Annotated in this window: 15 protein-coding genes; 4 read left to right on the top strand and 11 right to left on the bottom strand. The window is 66.2% G+C overall.

Features of this window, described 5'->3' with window-relative positions:
- Window positions 1–177 precede the first annotated feature (177 nt).
- Window positions 178–2,454: a TonB-dependent siderophore receptor gene (locus ACI2KK_RS17925; RefSeq protein WP_404669909.1), complete on the bottom strand. Its 2,277-nt coding sequence runs from the start codon at window positions 2,452–2,454 to the stop codon at window positions 178–180.
- 155 nt (window positions 2,455–2,609) lie between these two features.
- Between ACI2KK_RS17925 and ACI2KK_RS17920 the strand changes: the two genes are divergently transcribed.
- Window positions 2,610–3,329: a response regulator gene (locus ACI2KK_RS17920; RefSeq protein WP_404669908.1), complete on the top strand. Its 720-nt coding sequence runs from the start codon at window positions 2,610–2,612 to the stop codon at window positions 3,327–3,329.
- A gap of 1 nt (window position 3,330) precedes the next feature.
- Entirely contained in the window at window positions 3,331–4,713 is a 1,383-nt protein-coding gene (locus ACI2KK_RS17915; protein ID WP_404669907.1) for an ATP-binding protein, read from the top strand.
- 108 nt (window positions 4,714–4,821) lie between these two features.
- Here the strand turns inward: ACI2KK_RS17915 and ACI2KK_RS17910 are convergent, their stop codons facing one another.
- Both ACI2KK_RS17910 and ACI2KK_RS17905 read right to left on the bottom strand, forming a co-directional pair.
- The gene (locus ACI2KK_RS17910; RefSeq protein ID WP_217886716.1) at window positions 4,822–5,235 is read right to left on the bottom strand and encodes a type II toxin-antitoxin system HicB family antitoxin; all 414 of its coding nucleotides are present in this window, start codon (window positions 5,233–5,235) and stop codon (window positions 4,822–4,824) included.
- A 17-nt stretch (window positions 5,236–5,252) separates the two neighbouring features.
- Complete coding sequence (locus ACI2KK_RS17905; RefSeq protein ID WP_404669906.1) at window positions 5,253–5,444, bottom strand: type II toxin-antitoxin system HicA family toxin; 192 nt, start codon at window positions 5,442–5,444, stop codon at window positions 5,253–5,255.
- A 711-nt stretch (window positions 5,445–6,155) separates the two neighbouring features.
- Between ACI2KK_RS17905 and ACI2KK_RS17900 the strand changes: the two genes are divergently transcribed.
- Entirely contained in the window at window positions 6,156–6,431 is a 276-nt protein-coding gene (locus tag ACI2KK_RS17900) for a hypothetical protein (protein ID WP_217886717.1), read from the top strand.
- A gap of 1 nt (window position 6,432) precedes the next feature.
- Window positions 6,433–6,699, top strand: coding sequence for a DUF3077 domain-containing protein (locus ACI2KK_RS17895; RefSeq protein ID WP_217841348.1), 267 nt, complete (start codon window positions 6,433–6,435; stop codon window positions 6,697–6,699).
- A gap of 277 nt (window positions 6,700–6,976) precedes the next feature.
- Here ACI2KK_RS17895 and ACI2KK_RS17890 read toward each other — a convergent pair whose 3' ends face one another.
- The 8 genes from ACI2KK_RS17890 to ACI2KK_RS17855 all read right to left on the bottom strand — a co-directional run bounded on the left by ACI2KK_RS17890 (window position 6,977) and on the right by ACI2KK_RS17855 (window position 16,645).
- A complete protein-coding gene (locus ACI2KK_RS17890; protein WP_404669905.1) occupies window positions 6,977–7,405 on the bottom strand; it encodes a hypothetical protein in 429 nt (142 codons plus the stop codon).
- A gap of 20 nt (window positions 7,406–7,425) precedes the next feature.
- Window positions 7,426–7,845, bottom strand: a complete 420-nt coding sequence (locus ACI2KK_RS17885; RefSeq protein WP_404669904.1) for a hypothetical protein — start codon at window positions 7,843–7,845, stop codon at window positions 7,426–7,428.
- A complete protein-coding gene (locus ACI2KK_RS17880; RefSeq protein ID WP_217841343.1) occupies window positions 7,842–8,744 on the bottom strand; it encodes an NAD synthetase in 903 nt (300 codons plus the stop codon). Before ACI2KK_RS17880 ends, ACI2KK_RS17885 begins: the two co-directional genes overlap by 4 nt.
- A gap of 230 nt (window positions 8,745–8,974) precedes the next feature.
- Window positions 8,975–9,898 carry a type VI secretion system-associated lipoprotein TagQ gene (gene tagQ / locus ACI2KK_RS17875; RefSeq protein WP_404669903.1) on the bottom strand — a complete coding sequence of 308 codons (924 nt, stop codon included), beginning with the start codon at window positions 9,896–9,898 and terminating at the stop codon, window positions 8,975–8,977.
- 76 nt (window positions 9,899–9,974) lie between these two features.
- Window positions 9,975–11,747 carry a formylglycine-generating enzyme family protein gene (locus ACI2KK_RS17870; RefSeq protein ID WP_404669902.1) on the bottom strand — a complete coding sequence of 591 codons (1,773 nt, stop codon included), beginning with the start codon at window positions 11,745–11,747 and terminating at the stop codon, window positions 9,975–9,977.
- Window positions 11,740–12,942, bottom strand: coding sequence for an FtsX-like permease family protein (locus ACI2KK_RS17865; protein WP_404669901.1), 1,203 nt, complete (start codon window positions 12,940–12,942; stop codon window positions 11,740–11,742). The genes ACI2KK_RS17870 and ACI2KK_RS17865 overlap by 8 nt, the downstream gene beginning before the upstream one ends.
- Window positions 12,942–13,646: an ATP-binding cassette domain-containing protein gene (locus ACI2KK_RS17860; RefSeq protein WP_404669900.1), complete on the bottom strand. Its 705-nt coding sequence runs from the start codon at window positions 13,644–13,646 to the stop codon at window positions 12,942–12,944. Before ACI2KK_RS17860 ends, ACI2KK_RS17865 begins: the two co-directional genes overlap by 1 nt.
- Window positions 13,646–16,645 carry a protein kinase gene (locus ACI2KK_RS17855; RefSeq protein ID WP_404669913.1) on the bottom strand — a complete coding sequence of 1,000 codons (3,000 nt, stop codon included), beginning with the start codon at window positions 16,643–16,645 and terminating at the stop codon, window positions 13,646–13,648. The genes ACI2KK_RS17860 and ACI2KK_RS17855 overlap by 1 nt, the downstream gene beginning before the upstream one ends.
- Between the last annotated feature and the right edge of the window lie 5 nt (window positions 16,646–16,650).

The following is a 16,650-nucleotide window of genomic DNA, read 5'->3' as shown; positions in this document are numbered from 1 at the left end:
CTGTAGGAGCCGGCTTGCCGGCGATAGGGCCGGCACAGGCGAATGCTGGCACCGGCTGTGCCGGTGATCGCCGGCAAGCCGGCTCCTACAGGTACAGCAAATGCCTGAAGGCCATGCGATGCCTGTGGGAGCGGGCCATCGCCAAGAAAAAAGCCCGCATCAGCGGGCTTTTTCTGCTTAGAACGACGTACTCACCGTCAACTCCAGGTTGCGCGGGTCACCATAAATCGCCCCCGCATAAAACCCGTACTGGCTGTAGTAGTGCTTGTCGAACAGGTTGTTGGCCCTGAGGCTGACGTCGGTGTCGTCGGTCAGCTGGTACTTGGCCATGGCATTCCAGATGGCATAGCCCGACCAGTTGACGTCGGTGGCGCCGGTGCTGCGGCCGTTGGTCGGCTGGCCAGCCGGGCTGGAAATCGCGCGGATGTTGCTTTGCGCAGTCACCCCGGCGCCCAGGGTCAGGCGGTCCAGCGGGCCGGACAGGCGGTAGGTGGTCGAGGCCTTGAACAGATGCGACGGGTCGCTGCGGCCATCGCTGTCAACACGGCGGAAGTGCAGGTAGGTGTAGCCGGCATACACATTCCAGTTCGGCGTCAGCGCGCCTGCCACTTCCAGGTCGATACCGTCGGTTTCCTGGCCGGTGCCGGCGGTGTAGGCCTGGGCGCCGGTCGGGGTGGACTGGCTGCCGTCCATCACTGCCTTGCCCGCCTGCTTGGTCAGGAAGTACGCCGCCGAAGCGTTCAGGCGGCCATCGAACCACGCACCCTTGATACCGGTTTCGTAGCTCTTGCCACGGATCGGCGCCACCTTGGTGCCGTTGACGGTTTCCTGGGTCTGCGGGTTGAAGATGTCGGTGTAGCTGACATACGCCGAGTAGGTGTCGTTGAGGTCATACACCGCGCCCAGGTAAGGCGTGACGATGCCGTTGTTCTGCTGGTTGCTGCGCGCGCCAGTGAGCGCCAGGGTGGTCGCCGAATAGTCGGTAACCCGTGCGCCGGCGATCACCGACAGCGGGTCGGTGATGCTCAGGCGGGTGGCGGCATACATGCCCTGCAGGCGCGTGGTGGTCTTGGTGTGGCGGTCGGTCTTGGAGGCCAGCAGCTGGTAGTCGGCATCCACGCCATTGCCCCAGTTGCTGATCGGCAGGCCGTTGTTGGCGCGGAACTGGCAACCGCGCAAACCGTTGCTGCTCAGGCCGTCGCCGACCATGCGGCAGTTGTACTCCGGCGCCCAGGCCACGGTGCGGCTGTCGTTGTAGCCGACCATCGCCTGGTGGGTGCGGCCGAACATCTGGAACGGCCCCGACAGGTCGATCTGCGCCGACTGCTGGGTGGTGTCGGAGGAGCTGTGCAGGCCGTTGAGCACCGCGCCGCTGCCGTCCTGGTCCCAATAGCCGCCATAGCCGCCGGTGGTCGAGTTGACCTTGGCCAGGCCGCGGTGGTTGAGCGCTTCGGTTTCGCTCTGGGCCAGCTTCAGGTCCAGGCTCCAGTCGTTGTCGAAGCGGTGCGCCAGCGAGCCGAAGGTGGTGCGGGTGATGGTTTCGCCAAAGCTCCAGCTCGGCGCCACGTTGCTGCTGCGCGGCAGGTTGGTGGTGCTGCCGTCACCGAACCAGATCGGGATGTTGGCACCCCAGCCGGCACCGATCACCTTGCTGTATTCGTACTGGTAACCGGCGCCCAGGGTGGTGGCGTCGTCCAGGTCGAACTCGAAGTTGGCCAGGGCCGCGCGCGAGCGCTCGGACTGGTTGTCACGGAACGAGTTGGCGTCCTGCTGGGTCATCACGAAGCGCGAACGCAGGCGGCCGTCCTCGGACAGCGGCAGGTTCAGGTCGGCGCCCAGGCGGCGCTTGTCCCAGCTGCCGTAGGTGGCGTAGGCGCTGCCGCCGAAGGTGCGGGTGGGCGCCTTGCGGATCAGGTTGACCGTGGCCGACGGGTCGCCAGTGCCGCCCAGCAGGCCGTTGGCGCCGCGCACGATGTCGATGCGCTCGTACAGGTCCATGTTCAGCGCGCTGCCGCCGTTGCTGAAGTCCGAGCCGCCCTGGAACTGCAAGCCGTCGACCTTCCAGTTGCTGATCGAGTAGCCACGGGCGCGGAAGTCGGTGCGCCCGCCTACCTCGCTTTTGCTGACGCTGACACCAGGCGTGGTTTCCAGCGCCTGCTCGATGTTCTGTACGCCGCGGTCGTCCATCTGCTCGCGGGTGATGGTGGTCACCGACTGCGGGGTCTGGCGCGGGGTCAGGTTCAGGCCGGTGGAGCTGCGGGTGCTCTCGACGGTGTAGCCGATTTGCCCAGCATCATCAGCCACTGGCAGGGCGCTGCTGTCGATGTTGGTAGCGTCCAGCACCAGCGCCTGGCCATCGGCGGCCATGGCAGTACCGGAAAGCCCGAAGGCGACGAAGAAAGCGAGCGGGGTGAGGCGGCTGCCACCTCGGGTCATGCAGAATGCGTCGTTCATGGTGTGTTGGCGTACCGTTTGGGAAGGCTTCGTATTTGCAGATGATTTTTTGTTACGATTCTAGGCATCCGCCTTCTGCGCTCCATGCCCGGCATGTACGGGGATGTAATCGGACGTAACGAGCGCACAAGCCCTCCTCTACAGGTACATCAGTGATGAGCATGACCCTGCTGGTCGTCGACGATGACGACGAGATCCGCGAACTTCTTTGTGAATACCTCACCGAGGCCGGCTACAACGTGCTGGCGGCTGCCGACGGCGAGCAGATGCGCGAGCAACTGGCGCGCTGCAAGGTCGACCTGGTGGTGCTCGACCTGATGCTGCCCGGCGAAGATGGCCTGAGCCTGTGCCGCCAGTTGCAGGCGATGCCGGGGCTTGCGGTGATCATGCTGTCGGCCAAGGGCAGCACCTTGGACCGCATCATCGGCCTGGAGGTGGGCGCCGACGACTACCTGGCCAAGCCCTTCGAGCCGCGCGAGCTGATCGCCCGGATCAAGGCCGTGCTGCGCCGCCCGCAGCGCCTGGAGGCGCAAACCGAAGAAAGTGACGCCGAACCCCACCTGTTCGCAGGTTTTCGCCTGGACCCGGTCAAGCGCCTGCTCACCCACCCCGACGGCCAGGCCCTGACCCTGCCGCGCTCCGACTACCGGGTGCTGCGCGAGCTGCTGGAGGCCAACAACCGCGTGGTGTCCCGCGATCACCTCACGCGCAGCGCATTCGGCCGCGACCACCTGCCCGACGACCGCTCGGTAGACATGTGCATCAGCCGCCTGCGCCAGCAACTGCGTCGCGCACCGGGCAACGCCGCGCAGATTCTCACCATCCGCAACGAGGGCTACCTGCTGAGCCTCAGCCGCGAAGCGTCGGGGGCCTGAGGTGCGCCTGCTGCGCCGGTTGTGGCCACGCACGCTGTTCGGCCAGCTGCTGCTGATCATGGTCAGCGGCACCCTGGTGATCCAGCTGATGTCCAGCAGCATCTGGTTCGATGTGCGCTTTGCCCAGGTGCTGGAGGCACCGGTGCGCCTGATCGCCGCGCGCAGCGCCCCGCTGATCGCCCAGGCGCAATGCCACGCCGGCACCTTGCAGGTGCCGCGCCGCTACCAGCTGCGCTGCGCCGAGTCGCTGCCCGAGGCCCAGCACGACGAGCGCCGTGGCCGGCGGCGCATCGAACTGCTGCTGCACCAGGCGCTGGCCTACGAGCTGGGCCGCGACCCGCAGGTGCGTCTGCTCAAGGTGCAGCTCACCGACGAGCTGGGCCAGCCCATCGTCTGGCGCAGCCTGTTCGGCCTGCGCACCGCCCAGGCCCATATCGAGTTCGCCGTGCCCCTGGCCGACGGCCACTGGCTGACCATCGACGGGCAAGAGCTGCAAGGCTGGAGCGGCGAATCGGCCTGGGTACTGATCAGCGACTACCTGCTGCGGGTGTACGCCCTGCGTATCGTTGCGGTACTGCTGGTGTGCCTGGTGGCGGTACGCCTGTGCCTGCGCCCGGTGCGCCGCCTGGCCGAAGCCGCCAGAGGCCTTGGCCGTAACCTCGAGCAGGCGCCGCTGCCGCTGGACGGCCCCGAGGAGGTGCGCCACGCCGCCCTGGCCTTTAATGCCATGCAGCAGCGGCTGATCGCCATGGTCAACGACAAGGCCTACTTCCTCGCCGCGGTGTCCCACGACCTGCGTACCCCGCTGACGCGCATGCGCCTGCGCCTGGAGCGGCTGGAAGACGGCGAGCACAAGGAGCGGCTACGCCAGAACATCGCGCAGATGGACGGCATGATCGGCCAGGTGCTGGATTACCTGCGTGCCGGCGAGCAGCAGAACCTGCAGGAAGTGGACCTCGACCGCCTGGTGGCGCGCCTGTGCGCTGACCTTGCCAGCAGCGATGAGCCGCTGCCGGTGCATGGCCACGCCGGCAAGGTGCGGGTGGATGCCTTGTTGATGCAGCGTTGCCTGCAAAACCTGCTGGTCAACGCGCTGCGCTATGGCCGCGAGGTGTCGGTCACGCTGGAAGCGGCAATCACCGGCGTTTACATCCACATCGACGACCGCGGCCCCGGCATCGCGCCAGCCTTGCTGGCCACCGTCACCGACCCGTTCGTGCGCGGCGAAAATTCGCGCAACCAGGCCTCCGGTGGCTACGGCCTGGGCCTGAGCATCGCCCAGCGCATTGCTGCCAGCCATGGCGGTGAACTGCTGCTGAACAATCGCGAGGGTGGTGGCCTGCGGGCCAGCGTGCTGCTACCCAAAGGCGGCCCCGCTGGTTGAATATCTGGCTTCCTTCAGCCCGGCGCCGCACCTGTAGGAGCCGGCTTGCCGGCGATGAGGCCAGCCCAGGCAACCCAAAGCAGCAACCCCAAAAGGCGCTCAACCCGTCTACTTGCAATCCCCCTGCAAAATCCGCAACGCCGCCTCGGCCAAAAACCCCGACCGGCTCTTGTGCTCGGGGTGGTTCTGCACATAGCTGTCGATACGGGTCAGCAGGTAAGCCGGCAGGGTGATGTTGAGCTTCTCGGCCTTGCCCAGGTAGCGGGTGATGTCGATATCGATCAGCGCCCAGGTGCAGCCGGCATATTCGGGGTTGGCCGCATGTACGGTCACGGTGCTGGCCTTGGGGATCTCCTGCTGGTCCTGGGCCAGCAGTTCGAGGTGGCCCTCGATAGCCTCGCGGGCCATGGCGATGGCGTGGTCGAGGTCTTCACCGGCCGAGAAGCAGCCAGGAATATCCGGCACTTCAACGCCCCAGGCGTGCTGGTCGTCACCGGCGAGGATGGCGATGGGAAACAACATGGCAATGGTTCTCCTGGTCAGCTGACGTAACCGATTCGCGCCTGGCGCAGGATGCTGGCCGCAGTGGCGGGCAGCAGGTCCTTTTTCGGGTGCGGGATGGTTACCAGCCCGGGCTTTTGAGGGTGCTTGAAGTGGTGGTGGCTGCCTTTGGAACGCACCAGGTACCAACCATCGGCCTCGATCACCGAAATCATTTCGCGGCTGTTCATTAACCCTGTCCTTGGGTTGTACGCAGCGGTGGTTAGTATAACCACCGAAAGCGATCTATCAACACTATACCCACCAAAGCGACGAATGGGCGGTTCGGTGGGAATTATGGTCAGGGTGGTGGGTTGGGCCGGGGGAGATGTGATGCGGGATCTTGCAAGTGAGCTGGCGCTATCGCGATGGTAAAACGCAACCTTCAGGCTGGCTCAATCCTGTAGGAGCGGCCTTGTGTCGCGAAAGGCCTGCGTAGCAGGCCCGGCAATCTTGCATGATGCGTAAATCCCGGGCCCGCTACGCGCGCCTTTCGCGACACAAGGCCGCTCCTACAGGTGGCAAACCTTTCCCCACCTTGGTGCACGGTTTGAAACCGCTAAGCTGCCTGCCTCAAACCTGTACGACATTTCCGAACCTGCTACCAAATGCTTCAGGATCAAGCAGCTTCGGACCTATCCTACGCCCGACTCAGAAGCTTCACCGTTGCCGGTCTTTCACCTCGGGAATAACGTCCTCGGGTCGCCATCAGGTGACCGGGTGTGAGAACCCGTCGGGAATCCTTCAGCGGCTGAGTCGTCATGGCAGCCGTGCGCGGGCAGGCTTTGCCTGGCCGAGTTTTCCAAGGTTCCCTCGGTTTCTCACCCCACGCACGGCTGCCACCCTCTACCCGTGAGAAGGTCGACGTGGCAGCTCCTTGAAACGAACCTTGGAGCTGCATCATGAAAAAAATCGTCCCCGACCCACCCCTGGGCAAACTCCCCCTCACCCCCTTCTTCACCGTCCGCACCGACATGTACCCGCCCGACGCCCTCATGCACCTCAACGAGCTGCTGCGCGGCGTCTCGGAAACCATCGACGAACACTGCCGCAACCACGCAGGCGAACCGGGCTTGAGCATGCTCGCCAACGCCGCCCACGCCACCGACATCGCCCGCGCTTTGGGCGAGCATGTGCTGGGCAGGCTGGACATGAGCATGTTCAGAAGCGAGGCATGAAATGGCCGAACCCACCGCCGTAACCGCAGGCGTCGAAACCCTACTGGAGGCTGGCAACCCGCCGCTGCCGCTGCTACGGGTAATGCCCGGCATCCCCATCGACGATGCCTACGAACAGGTGTCGATTTTACTGGGCTACATCAAGCACCTGATCCGCGAAGGCGATGCCGAGGATGACCACAAACTGCTGGGCGCCGCAGACTACCTCAGCGCCCTGGCCAAGGCGCTGATGAACGATATCGAGATTGCCCGTAACCGGCGCCACTGAGCGCCAACCCCATCGCGGGGCAAGCCCGCTCCCACGGGTACAGCGCAGCATTCAGGCTGGCGCAATCCTGTAGGAGCGGCCTTGTGTCGCGAAAGGCCTGCGTAGCAGGCCCGGCAATCTTGCATGGTGCGCAAATCCTGGGCCCGCTACGCGCGCCTTTCGCGGCACAAGGCCGCTCCTACAGGGTACGGCGTCACCCGTACGTCCAATGCTCCGCCAACAAGCTCCTCGAATCAGCGCCCGCGCTGCCGAATGATCTTGGGGCGTCCGCATTTCACTATCGACGGCAACGGGCAGCCTGACGTCTTTGCCGATGCTCCGCCAACACCTGCTGCATTTCCCGATAGCGCCTGCTGTTCAGCAACAGCAATGTCCCCAAGGCAAACGCAACGCTTGCGCTGAACAGCAACAGATGCGGGCGTTGCCCGTAGGTCCCGATTACCAGCACCACACAGGCCACGCACATCGCCGCCACAATCCACGCCCCCCACACCCGCCCGCGCACTACCGCGCCGTGGCCAAGCATGAAGACCACCAACAGCGCGACCAAGGTGGCGCGCATTTCATCCTTGCTCCCCGCCCTGAACCAGGTCCCCCACACCAGCACGAAGCTCCACGCCACCGCCACCAGCGAGGTAAACCAGGTGCCAATGAACACGGCAAAATAGCGCTGCACGAATGCAATGAATTCCTGGCTGCGTTCCATCCGCCAACTGCCTCCTCGAATCAGCACCTGCGCTGCCGACGCAACTCCACCAACCGCCGGCGCATCTCACGATGCCGCGCACTGTTGAACACCAGCAGTGCCAGCAACGCCAGCGCCATGACGATTGCCAACAACACCACCGGCAAGCCGCTGCCGAACAGGCTCAGCGCCAGCAACAGCGCCACAACCGGCACCGGCAGCACCGCCCACATCGCCCATGCATGGCCACGAATCATCGCGAAGTGCCCGATGCACAGCGGCACGATCAGCGCGGCGCTGAAAGTCATGGTGTACAGCGGGTTGTCGGGGTGATTTAACCAGTGCTCATCCACCCACAAGACCAGCGATAACGCAGCCGCCACTACACACATGAAAAAGCCCAACACAAAGGTCGGGAAGTACTGGCGCATGAACCCTTGAAACTCACCGGGTTTCATCATTCGAATTCCTCGTACAGCCCCACGGCAATGCTCTGCACCGAACCACTCCCGGCAAAGCCCAGCGTCGCGCCAAGCGAGTCGCGCAGCAGGGTTTGCGTGGCATGGTTGATCTGCGCCGGGGTGTAGCGCTTGGTCAGGTTGCCTGCGGCCTGCTCCAGCTTGAGCTGCTTGGCAGTGAGGCTCGGGTGCTTGATCGACAGCAACTCGTCGGTCAGCGCCTTGCGCTGCTGGCGGCTGAGGCTCTTGGTCAGCTCCAGCCAGCTGCGGCCAGTAGAGGCTTTGTGCACCTGCAGGTACTTGAGGGTGGTCAGGCCCGAAGCGCCGACGCCCAGTAGCGATACGCCATCGAGCACCAGGGATGCGGTCTGGTACCACTGGCTGTTGTCCAGCGCGTCGTTAGCCGCCGGGTTGGTCACCTCGCGCACTGTGCGCATGATGCCGATGCCGCACTGGATACTGCTGGCGGTCGCTGCGGCGCCACCAACGTAAGTCAGCACCAGGCTGGTACCCGCAGAAAAAGGCGCGGCGATGGTGCCGCTGAACACCACGAACCAGCCAATCACCGCACCGGCACAGGACAGCGTGGTGTTCACCGCCTCTTTCACCACCCGCGACTCACGCGGGTTGGTCTGCAACTGTTCGGTGTACTGGGCGGGGGTCTGGTACTTCTTGATCTCGCGCAGGATCACCCGCTTGGGGCGAATGCTGCAGATCGGCTGGAATTCGCGCAGGGTGATCACGTTGTATTCGGCGTCGATGTACACCACCCCGGCGCCGACGATACGCGGGTCGGCGTCGATGGCGGCGAACATCTGCGGCAGGTTGATCCGGGCCTGGATACGCTGGCGGGCCAGGAACTGGGAACTGTTGGCCAGGGAATTGACCAGAAGGTCTGTCACGGGTCGGTTTCCTTACTCAAAATTCGCCTCCATCTAAGCCCACCCAGCGCCAGAAACGGGCTTCAGAGCGCTGCGCCGCCCCTGTAGGAGCGGCCTTGTGTCGCGAAAGGGCTGCACAGCAGCCCCGGCGATTTTGCAGGGGGCCTGAACCCCCGGGGCTGCTCACGCAGCCCATTCGCGACACAAGGCCGCTCCTACAAAGAGCGAGCCGAATCAGCGAATGGTGATCATCAAACGTTCGGGCAAGGCACCGGTGCCCAGTCGCCCATGTCCGGGTTGCGGCACATGCCGTTCACCTGGTCGTTACCGGCCTTGGCCACTTGCTGCGCCTCAGCCTGCTTGGTGGTGGCGTTCTGCAGGGTCTTCTCGGTGGCCACGGCCTCCTGCGGCACGTTCTTGTTGACCTTGGCCGGCTGCACTTTCTGGGTTTTCTTCTTGCCGGTGGTGGCGACCTTCGGCGGCTCGGCCACGGCCACCACTTCGGTGCGCTGCACGCCCACCTGCTTGAGGTCCTGCTCGTAGGCCTGGGTGTAGTTGTTCAGGTTCTCACCCAAACGGCCGTTGACCGCGGTCAGCAGCTTGTTCGACTCCTGCAGGCCCGAGACGATCTCGGCCAGGCGCTTGCGACCCTCGGCGTCGTTGATGCGGCCCGATTTGCGGCCATCGATCAGGCTGGTGAACTCACGCTGGTAGCAGGCCTGGGACGACTTGGCGTAGGCCGTGGTGCGGTCGACGTCGGCTGCGTTCTTGCTGATGTCGGTGGCGTACGAGGCGATGCGCTGCTTGTCGTCGGTGATCTGCTTCTGGCGCTCGGTGTAGTAGCCGGCAGCACCACCCACCAGGGCGCCGCCAGCCGCACCGATGGCGGCGTTGCGGCCGCGCTTGTCGTCATCCACCAGGGCACCAGCCAGGGCACCACCGAGGGCACCGATCACCGCGCCAGTGGCTACCGAGCGGGTCATGTCACCGTCGGTGCTGCGCAGGTGCTGCACCGGCTCGTAGCAGTTGGGGTAGTACTCGACCTTGGTGGTGGCGCCTACCTTGGAGACCGGCGAGCCGGCGCAACCGGCCAGCAGCACGGTGCTGAAACCTGCAGCCAGCAGCAGTGCGGTACGGGCCTGGGTGGCATTGATCAGGGGTTTGCGGGTGAACATGGTCAGGTTCTCTCTTGGGTTTGTCGATGGCCGGGGGCAAAAGGCCGCCCGGTGTTCCTTTCAGTTGAAAATGTGCCTAGGGGCGCGGGGCGGCCGATGCCAGCAGCTCCTTGAGGATCGTCGCCGGGTCGGCCCGCCGGCTTTGGCGGTACTCCCCGACATGGCGGACGAACAGGGTGGCGCGGGTCACCAGGCTGTTGCCCAGCACCGGCTTGCGGTTGAGTTCTTCGCGCACGCGCTGGAACTGCGCCTGGATCACCGCATCGGTGTAGCGCGTGCCGCTGGCCAGGTTGTCGATGTAGATCGCCACGGCGCCATCCAGCGCCGCGCGGCCATTGGCGATGGCGGCGCCGTACATGCGCGCGCTGGTCTGGTCGCCCGAAGCCTCGGCCTTGGCCTGGGTGTTCTTCAGGTTGGTCAGGCGGATGTTGTAGTTGTTGATGGTCTCGGCCACCAAGGCGGCGGACTGGATCAGGTTGCCGGCGGCCTCTTCGCGCTGGCGGGCAATCAGCGACACGTTGCGCTTGAGCTCTTCGTTCACCACCCCAAGCTCGGCCTGCTGGCGCGGGTCGCTGGTGGCGGCAATGATGCTGTCCAGGCGCTTGGTCGGGTCTTGTGCGGCGTCGATATCGTCGGTCAGCCCGGCCAGGCGGCCCTCCTTCTGCCACTGCTCGAACAGCTCCTGGTAGCGCGAGCGCGGCGCCGACAGGGCGCCGATGGCAATACGAAAACCGGTGGTTTCGTTGCGCTGCTCGGTACCATCGCCGCCAAACAGCGGGTATTCGCGGCGCATGCCGGTGAACAGCGTGCCCTCGCCTTCCAGGTAGTTGCCGCCCTTGACCACAAAGCCGCCATAAGCGCCTTGCAGGCGCCCGGCATTCACCAGCTGGAACGACTCCTGGACCATCTCGGCGGCGTTGCCGATCACGTCGAACAGCCCAAGCGGGTTGGGCTGCTTGGTACCGATCGGCATCAAGCGCGCCGCCTGCCCGGTGCCACCGGCCACTTGGTTGAACACCGCCCAGTCGGCCAGCGGCCCTTCGCTGTCACTGCCCTCGACCTTGCGCGGGAACAATCGGCCTTCCAGTTCCTGGCGAGTGACCTGCGAGCCGCCACGGGCGGCGAATTCCCATTCCACCTCGGTGGGCAGGCGCACAAAACCCACGCCGCCGTCTTCGGCCTTGCTGCCCCGGCCACTGACCGGCAGCAAATCGCGGTGGTGCTTCATCAGCCAGGCGCTGTACACGGCGGCAAAGCGTTCGGCCTCGAAGCGCGACAGCTTGACCTTGGGCAGGCGCCCGGCGGCGCTGGTTTCGGCCTGGCAGGCCGGCGCCGCGTCACCACTGGCCAGCGACTGCGCCTGGGCCATCACCTGGGCGTACTGGCGCGCGGTCACCTCGTACTTGCCGATGAAGTACATCATCGGTTTGAGCGGCGCGCCCTTGTCGAGCTTGGGCAGGGTCGGGCCAACGGCCTGCTGCCACTGCGCCGGCAGGTCAGTCAGGCTGAACTGGCCATTGATGAAGTCGCGCCGGTAGCCGGAGATGAACGACTGCTTGTAGCCCGCCTCGCCTTCGCTGAACGGGTAGCCAAGGTTCACCTCGCGGTCGTCCAGGCTGCCCTGGGCCAGCACGTAGACGCTGCGCAACACCAGTTCGCCGCCGCATGGCAGCGGCAGGCTGACATCGCCCGGCAGGGGCTTGGGGTTGTCCAGCTTGCTGGCATCGACCGGCTGTGTGGCGGCCTGGGCTTCGGGCTTGGGCTTGTCGTCGCCATCGGCCGGCGAGCAGGCCGCCAGGCCCAGGGCAGTCAAAAGCAAGGCCGCAGCCTTGAGGCGGTTATCAGACATCACGAATTCCTTGGGCAGCGTCGATGCGCGAAACCCGCCAGCCACCCAGGGCGGCGGCGGTGGTGCTGGCCAGCAGCACGGCACCCAGCGCAACGAGGTAATGCACGGGCAGCAGGCGGCTGGCGAACTCGCCCGGCACCTGCATGAAAAGTCGGTTAAGGCCGTGTTCGGCCAGCAGGTACAACAGCCCCGCCACGGCGGCGGCCAGCAGGCCGCTGTACAGCGCCTGCAACATCACGAACAGCAGCAGCGCGGCGCTGCCAAAGCCCAGCAGGCGCAACACCGCAAGCTCACGCTGCTTGCGCTCCACCGCCGCCACCGCACCAGCGGCTGTAGCCGCCACGGCGCCCGCCACGGCCAGCGCGGCAATAATCCAGAACACCAAGTCGAGGTTGCGGCTCAGCGACTGCACCTGGGCGATCTGCGCGGCCTGGGTCGATACCAGCAGCTTGCGTTCGGCAAAGAACCGGCGCAGCGGCTCCACGTCGGTGAGCTCGCGGGCGTACAGGCGAAACGCCGGGTACACGCGCCGGGTTTCAGCAGCCACCTCATCGCCCGGCCAGCCCAGCGCCGGCACCGCGCGGCCATCGCGGTAGTCTTCCACCGCCTCCAGCAGCGCCAGCGGGGCGAACAGCCCATCGCGCTCGAAGGCGGCCAGGGGCAGCACAGCGGTCACCTGCAAGCGGGTCTGGCGCCACTGCACCTGGCCGGCCTGCTGGCGGCTGAAACTGGCCTGCACCTCGTCGCCGGCCCTGGCACCGAGTTTTTCGGCGGCGGTAAAACTCAGCACCACCTGTTGCACGCCCTCGGGCGGCGTCACGTGCAGCAGCAACGGGTCGCCCTTGGCGGTCGGCAGCATCTCCACCGTCACGCCACGGCCCAAGGCCGGCATCAGCAGCTCTGCGGTGGCAGCAATCTGCCGGGTGCGCGGGATGGCGAAGGCCACGCCCGGGCGCTGCGCCAGTTCTTCGATAAAGCCTGCGCTGAAGCGCCCACCACCCAGTGGGATCACCTCGCGCACGCCCGGGTCGCGCTGCAAGCGCTCGGTCAGGCTGCCCACCAGGCCGAACTTCAGGCCAAACAGCACCAGCAACGGCGCGATCACCGCCACCAGCGCCAGCACGCCACAGGCCGACAGCCGCGCTTCGTTGCGGTAGTCCTGCCAGGCCAGGCTGGCGATCAGCAGCGGGCGCATCAGGCAGCCTGCTCCACAGTGGCGGTAACGCCGCCGTCGGCATCGCGCCGGCAGGCCATGCGCAACACCCGCAGCCCGGCGGCGCGGGCCAGTTGTTCATCGTGGGTGGCGATCACGCAGGTCACCTGGCGCTGCCCGGCTTCGTGCAGCAGCAGCTGCATCACCCGCCCGGCGTTCACCGGGTCCAGCGCCGCCGTCGGCTCATCAGCCAGCAGCAGCGCCGGGGCGTGGGCCAGGGCGCGGGCGCAGCTGACCCGCTGGCGCTGGCCAAGCGATAACGCCGCAGGCTTTTTGCCCAGCTGATCGTGCACATCCAGCGCCTGGGCCAGACGCTCGACGCTGCCGTCATCACTCAAACCCAGCAACTGGCGCGGCAGGCGGATATTGCCGCGCACATCCAGAAAGCCCAGCAGCCCGCCGGCCTGCAGCACATAACCCAAATGGCGGCTGCGCAGCGCGGCCAGGCGGTCGAGGGCGCGCTGGCGCCACAGCCCGGCGATATCCTCACCGCCCAGGGCAAAGCCCTCGGCGCCATCCGGTGCCAGCACCAGCGCCAGCAAATCCAGCAGCGTGCTCTTGCCGCAGCCGCTCGGCCCCACCAGCGCCACCCGCTCGCCGGCGGCCATTTGCAAGCGCTCCACCTGCAGGCTGTAACGCTGGGCACCCTGCCCGCGCGTCTTGTGCACACCGCTCAGGCTGATCATCACGGCAGCGTCGACAGCGGTACACGGTACAAGGCGTCGCCCGGCTCGGCCTTGCCGAAGCGCACCCAGTTGGCCATGTCGTTGTGGAAGGTTTCGTACAGGCGGATCTTCGAGTCCAGCTCGTCGATGAAGTCCTCCTGCTCGGCCACCGACAGCGACAGCCACAAGTCCTGGGTCATGGCCAGCGACTTGCTGCGGTACGGCAGGCCGTCGAGGTATTCGCCAAGTACCCCGCCCTGGGCCAGGTTGGCGCCCTTGCTCAAGGCCGCCGGGTCGCGGCTCATGTAGGCACTGGCGCTGGCGATTTCGTTGAAGAAGTCGCCCGGCGAACTGCGGGTCTTGCGCGCGGCATCGACGATCAGCTTCAGCGACTGCTGCAGGTCGTTGAGCTGCAGCTTGGTCAGCATCACGCACACCTGCAGGGTGGGCAGCGCCGGGTTGGTCAGGTCGCGGTCGGCGGTCCAGGCGCTGACCAGCTGCGGCGCCTGGCTGGCGCCGTGGCGGCCGAGGAAGTCCATGTGCATGGCATAACCCACCGCCTGCGACTTGGCCGCCAGGCTCGCCCCGCTGGCCAGCAGCGGCACCGGTTGCGGCTGCTGGTTGCGCACCTGGTGCACAAGCTCTGCGAAGGTCGAGCCGATCTCGCGCACCCGCTCGCCGAACGCGCCCACCTCGCCGCCCGGCACCCCCACGTACAGGTCGCCGATTTTCGGGTTGCTGTCGGCGGTGAGCACGCGGTACTGGCTTTCGGCGGCGCCGTGGTTCTTCACCCCGGCCGGGGTGCGCAGGTGCAGGGCGTAGATCTTGATCTGCTTGCTCAGCGCAGCCTGGCGCACTTCGGCTTCGTTCATCTGGGTGCTGCTGAACGGGTCGTTCTTGCGCAAGGCGCCGGCATCGCTGACCAGCAGGATGATGCGCCCGCCGTAACCCGACCAGTCCATGCCCTCTACCGCCTGCATCACACCGGCAAAGGCGTCTTCGTTGAACGAGTGGCTGGACACTGTGGTGGCTTTCACCTGGCTCGCAGCCTTGAGGAAGCGCGCCGGGTCGCTGCCCTGCTCCAGGCTCACCAGGGTCTTGCTCAGGTACTCAAGGCCCGGGGTGCGCTTGACGTTGTTACGGAAACCCACCAAACCGAAGCTGACGCTGCCCAGCTCGCCACGGGCGGCCAGTTGCTGCTGCAACTCGCTGACCACATCGCGCACCCGGTCGATGTAGGGCTGCATCGACACCGAGGTATCCACCACCAGCACGATACCGGTGCGGAAGCTGTTGTCGCTGGCCGCCACCACGCCTGCGGCCTTCGGCGCGCTGTCGCGGGCGCTGCTGCCGGGGTCGATGGAAGCGATGTTGAGCAGTTGCACCGGCTGGCCGTCGGCGTCGAAGCTTTCGCGGTAGTCGAAGATCGGCATCAGGTAGAACTGGTTCTGCGGCACGGCGCTGGCGGCCGGCTCCAGGGCCATCACCTGGGGTACCTGGTCGGGGTTGTTCTGCGCCTTGAGCAGGCTGTCGCGGGCCTGACTGGTATTGTCCAGCAACTGCTGCACATCATCGGCCTGGCGCAGGAACATCACCGGCGAGCGGCCGGAGCGTTCGGTGAACTTGAGCACCAGGCTCTGCTTCCAGTCGCTGGTTTGCCCAGCCTTCAGCCAGCCGTCACGCTGGCCGTCGCTGGCGGCGCCCACCTGCACCCAGGCCTGGCCGTCGACGTCCTTGCGCTGGTACACGTACAGCACCGAAAACGCCGGCAGCGGGTCGCCCGAAGCATCGCCGGGCTGGGCCACCAATTGCGCATCGGGCTTGCTCAGCACGCGCTGGAACAGGGTTTTCTTGCCGGGCATCAGCAGCGGGCGGCCGTCTTCGCTGGCGGCAACCGGCGGCGGCGCAACCGGCTCAACGGGGGTTTGCACCACCGGGGTTTCCGGCTCGGGGGTGTCGCTGCCGCTCAGCAGCCAGAAGAACGCCCCGCCCAGGCCCAGCGCAGCGGCGATGGCCACGGCCAGCACGGCCTTGGCCGGTTTGCTGGAGCCGGACTTTACCGGCGCACTGGGCTTGGGCACGGGCTGCTTGACCGGCTCAGGGGTTGGCGCCGGCGCGGCTTGTGGAATGTCGATGGACACCGGGGTCAGCCCGCCCAGGTCTGGCACCGCAGGCGCCACAGGCGCGACCAGCGGCAACGGCTGGATCAGCGTGCTCAGGGTGTCCTCGGCCGGCAGCCGGTCCAGCGCGGCCAGCAGCGCGGCGGCATCGGCGTAGCGCTCGTTGGGGTCCTTGGCCAGCAGCCCGCGCAGGATGTCCTGGTAGCGGCCATGCTCGATGGGCAGCTCCGGCAGCGGCTCGGTGAGGTGCGCCAGCGCCGTGGACAGCGCGTCAGTACCGTTGTACGGCAGCTTGCCGACGAGGATTTCGTACAGCACCACGCCCAGTGCATACAGGTCGGCGCGCCCGTCGATCTCAAGCCCGCGGGCCTGCTCGGGGCTCATGTAGCTGGGGGTGCCCACGGCAAAGCCGGCCTGGGTGAACTGGGTGCGGTCATCAAGCGACTTGGCGATGCCGAAGTCCGACAGCACCGCCGTGCCGTCGGCGCGGAACAGGATGTTGGCCGGTTTGACGTCGCGGTGCACCAGGCCCTGGGCGTGGGCATAGCCCAGCGCCTGGGCCATCTGGCGCACGTACACCAGGCCCTGCTCGGGCGTCAGGCCCGCGGCGATGCGCTCCTTCAGCGTGCCGCTGGGCAAGAACTCCATGGCCATGTAGTACAGCTCGCCGACATTGCCGATGTCGTGGATGGTGGCGATGTTCGGGTGCGCCAGGCGCGCCAGGGTGCGGCCTTCGCGCAAAAAGCGCTCGCAAAAGGTCGGGTCGGCGGCAAGGCTGGCCGCCATCACCTTCAGCGCCACCTTGCGCTCCAGCGAGCGCTGGGTGGCCAGGTACACGCTGGCCATGGCGCCCTGGCCAATCTCGCCGTCGATGTCAAAACCTGGGATCTGCATGTTCATGCTCA

This window comes from Pseudomonas sp. NPDC089406 (assembly GCF_044900265.1).
Lineage (GTDB): Bacteria > Pseudomonadota > Gammaproteobacteria > Pseudomonadales > Pseudomonadaceae > Aquipseudomonas > Aquipseudomonas fakonensis.
Note: the sequence above shows the minus strand (reverse complement) of the source record. Positions and strands in the feature narration are given on the sequence as shown.